We start from the raw sequence: 4,346 nt of genomic DNA, 5'->3' as shown, positions 1-4,346 counted from the left end.
CCTTTCTCATCTGCGGGTCTAAACAATAGCGCTCCTCAGATGGAAGCTGTTTAATGAGCTTGTAAACATTTTGTCGGAACTTAAGTGCCAGTTGATAAAGCTCAAAATCATCCAGCCGATACTTATCGTCACTCATACCCACCTCACAGGCACTTAGACACCCAGACACCAGACCACCTGATTTGTGGATCAATCATAGATGTCGTTGTAGGGCTAAGTAACATGCAACTTCAATCTTAACAGAGCACTATAATCTTTGCGTTCTTTGCGGTTAATTTCTTTGCGTTCTTTGCGGTTAAAAAAGGATAAACCACTTAATCTTAAAAAAAACTTGAATATCGAGTATAAGTATGTAAGGAATAAAAAGAGTAATGTTACCTTTTTTCCTACTCTCCACTCTCTACTCTTCTATCCCATATTCCCTTCTTCAGTATATATCTTATAGTTTGCTTTTCTTCATTAGTTAGAGTAACAATCACCATTAGCAGAGAACTAACCCAAAAAGTAAAAATTGAAAATAGTGGAGCTATTTGTTTTAAAAATAAGCATATTCCGACAATTAAGGCAAGAATTATCAGCCCTTTCACATAATCAGAATCAATAAAAATATCCTTAATAAGTTTTATGACAAAAAATACATAAATTGTATTTAAAACGATATGAGTAATTATGTTTGCAATTGCGGCACCAATAGCTCCATAGATAGGTATCAAAATAAGGTTAAAAATAACATTAACAACAACAGCTCCCGCCGCGCCGATTGCCCTTAATTTCTGGTTATCTGCCGCAGTAATAATATCAGGATAAGCCGCCCCAACAAATCTTAAAAATATTACCCCGCTAAGCAACTGCATGATAAATATTGAATGTAGATATTGCTCTCCATAGATTAACCTGATAGCGATATCCGAAAACAACAAAAAGAAGGTAGCTATAGTTCCTCCTATAAGAAACATATATTTATTTAATGCCAGGCCATTTTTTTTAAACCCTTTCCAGTCTATTTTTATTCTCTTTGAAATTACAGGAAAATAAGAAGATACTATAACATCATAAATAACCATCGTTGCCACTACTATTCGCATCCCTGCCTGATAATATCCTACCTCGGTATTGCCTTTAAAATAAGACAGTAAAACCGTATCAAGTTGAAGATAGAGTGTGGTTAAGATAACCTGGCTACCAAAAGGGAAAGAGTCTTTTACTACCTTTATCCCTCTTGAGAAATCAAATCTCAATGAGAGTTTACCGAACTTTTTATACACAAGAAAGAGACTAACAAAAAAGTAAATAATCCTTGCAATTAGATAGGCAAAAGCCACAGCAACAACTTTAAAATTCAACAAAAGAAGGATAAGTATTAAGAAAAACTGGATGCCATTAAACAATACGGTTGGATAGGTTTCATACTGAAATTGATTCAATCCCCTGAATATAGCATTAAAATATAGTCCAAAGGAATAAAGGATAACCGCAACCCATAATACAAAGACTACAATCTTAATTTCAGCAGGATGGTTCATCACCTCCAAAACTATACACAAGACAAAAGTTGAGATGACTGAAAGAATAACCTTGCTGATTAAAATATCACTCGAAATCCCTAAGGCATTCTTAGAGAACACGGCAACCTCTTTTATGATACGCACATTAAATCCATAATCCACAAAAACAAGAAATATGCCTATAAAAGATAAAGCAAATGTAAATTTCCCAAAGTCCTCAACCCCCAAAATCCTTGCCATGCATATAAAGAGCAAGGTAGAGGAGAGGAGTCTCAGTCCGCAGGTTATAATATAAAAAAATACATTTTTAACTACTGTAAATCTTTCAGTTGTCTGCATCATAGATTGAGCCACCATTCGTAACTATTTATCTAAGTCAAGTAATATGAAGAAATTAACTGTAAACTGAATAATGAAAAATTGAAGATGAAATATCTCGTATCCTTTATTTTACACTTTCCATTACTTCTGATAGTAATAGTCTCCTGCGGTACGATATAGCTTACTATATATGTATTTTGGTATAGTATAATCTCTCATATTTAAAATACTTCCTAATATATTTGCTTTTGAATTCTTAAGCGATTCAAGGGCACATTCTATCATCTTCCTTTGTGTTCTTTCTGCTTGTATAATAAATATTACTCCCTCTATAAGTGGAGCTAACATTGTAGGTATCTGGGTTAAATTTACTGGAGATGAATCAAATAATATCAAGTCATAAATTCCCTTGAGTTCTTTAAGGAGATTTTTAAAAAGCTCTGAGCTGATAAGCATAGATGTAGTCAGCTGAGTTTTACCGACTGTTAATAGAAAAAGATTTGGAATTCTTGTTAATTTAATTGCCTCTTCAATTTTTATATCACCACTTAATAATTCTGATAGCCCCTTTGCCCTTCCTACTTCAAATATATGATGTAGTTGCGGATGATGAAAGTCACAATCTACTAATAAAACCTTTTTCTGACCTAAGACAGACAGGATTATTCCCAAATTAGATGTGATTAATGACTTCCCTTCTCCTTCTATTGATGAGGTAAGCAGGATTAGCTGTATAGATTTCTCGTTAAGGATATAATATATTTTACCAAAAAGATTATAAAAAGAGACAACTAAGGGATTTTTTAAATCAAATTTAGTATCTAATAAAAGCCGTCCTGGATATTTTTCTTGCTTTATCCCTCTCCAGTTTTGCCAGATATTTTTTAATATCATATTTCCACTTCCTCGTATGATTAAAACTTAAAAATTAAGTGTTTAGAATTAAGAGGATTGTAGCCTTTTTCTAAATTTTTAATTACTAACTTCTCGGTATAGTTCCCAGGACATCAATTTGAAAATATTCTTCTACTTCTATAGAGGTTTTGAATGAGGTATCAAAATATTCTAAAGAGAAACATAGAATTATAGATACCATCAAACTTCCAAATAGACTAATTAAAAGGGCAATAGGCAAAGGATAGTTTTTGGGTTTTGCGGCAGGAATTGCATATTCAACAATTCGTATATTCCCTAATTTTATTATTTCTGAAGAAAGTGCTTCCTGTTGTTTTTCTAATAAAACAGTATAGAAGTTTTTATAGGTATTTATTTCTCTTAAATACCGGTTAAGGATGAGGTCTTTTTTCGACAACTCATTCACCTGGGATTGTATAGTAGAAATATTTTTAAGTAAGGTTGCTTCTTTTGCCTCTAATGAAGATAATTGTGTCTCTATAACCACTTTATCTGTGTTCAATTGGTCATAAATTGGGTCAGTAGTAACAGTAGTTTCACTTATTTTTTCTTCAAGATTCTTTTTCAAATCTTCCTTCAATTTCTCGATAGAAGCGGTAATTTCTATGATTTTAGGATGGTTTTTATCATATGTTAGAAGTAGAGAAGATAGTTGCGATTCAAGCTCCATAATTTTTGATTTAAGCTCTTGAACAATTGGGTCTTTTTTAATATCAGTGGCTAAGATTTTTTCTACAGGTTGCTGAGAAAGTTTCTTTATAATATCTTGATATTTAGCTAATAATTCAGTTCTTTCTTTTTTTGTAGCCAGATATTCCCTTTCCAATTGGGCTAATGTTGAGATTTTCTCTTTGGCTTCAACATCAATAGAGAGTATATTTCCTTTTTGTTTAAAATTCTCCAATTCATTTTCGAGTTTTTTAAGTATTGGTGCAGTCGTTTCAATTTGCTGACTAATAAAGCCATAGGCACTTCTGGCTTCTTTACCTTTAATGTTTATACTATAATCCATATACACCTGTGCCAGGGTATTAGCTATATTTGCGGCGACAAGCGGGTCTATATCCCTAACCTTTATCATCACAATATCTGTACCTCTTGTCTGTTCTATCGAGATTTTTTTATTTCTTAAAACATCAACGGTATGATGTAGTGGTAAATTTTTAACCTTCCGAAATAAAATAGTTATTCTATCTTTCAAATTCGGTGTAATTTTTCTTTTATGTAACTGTAATTTTTTTACCACCTTTTCTACCAGAGAATAACTTTTTATGATTTGAATTTGGGTTTTTATGAATTCTGCTCGATTAAGTGGAACTACCTGGCCGGAGTTATCCGTGAACGGTATATCTTTCCCCTTTGGCGATTCGATAAGTAATTTCAAAGTGGATTCATAAACAGGTCTTACCAATAGATAATATGCTATGACCATTATCATCGTTACCAGGGCAATAATAGCTATCATTACCTTTCGCTTAAATATGAGGGTTGGACCTATTAACTCCAGTAAAATCAAGGGGTTATAATAGTAAGAAGGTAGATTTTAGGGGTGTTTAGGAGGTGAGGTAGGTATATGTAACATATTATAAACATTGGGGTTAGGTT

Annotated in this window: 4 protein-coding genes; all 4 read right to left on the bottom strand. The window is 32.7% G+C overall.

Annotated elements, in window-relative coordinates; all coding sequences use genetic code 11:
- Positions 1–136 (bottom strand): four helix bundle protein (locus AB1414_16335; protein ID MEW6608986.1); only part of this gene is annotated, 136 nt, incomplete at its 3' end.
- A 250-nt stretch (positions 137–386) separates the two neighbouring features.
- Complete coding sequence (locus tag AB1414_16330) at positions 387–1,847, bottom strand: flippase (GenBank protein MEW6608985.1); 1,461 nt, start codon at positions 1,845–1,847, stop codon at positions 387–389.
- Between the two features lie 120 nt (positions 1,848–1,967).
- Positions 1,968–2,720 carry a CpsD/CapB family tyrosine-protein kinase gene (locus AB1414_16325; protein ID MEW6608984.1) on the bottom strand — a complete coding sequence of 251 codons (753 nt, stop codon included), beginning with the start codon at positions 2,718–2,720 and terminating at the stop codon, positions 1,968–1,970.
- A gap of 85 nt (positions 2,721–2,805) precedes the next feature.
- Positions 2,806–4,257, bottom strand: a complete 1,452-nt coding sequence (locus AB1414_16320) for a GumC family protein (GenBank protein ID MEW6608983.1) — start codon at positions 4,255–4,257, stop codon at positions 2,806–2,808.
- Positions 4,258–4,346 lie beyond the last annotated feature (89 nt).

This window comes from bacterium, assembly GCA_040755795.1.
Taxonomy (GTDB): domain Bacteria; phylum UBA9089; class CG2-30-40-21; order CG2-30-40-21; family SBAY01; genus JBFLXS01.
This window is presented reverse-complemented; position numbering and strand designations above follow the sequence as displayed.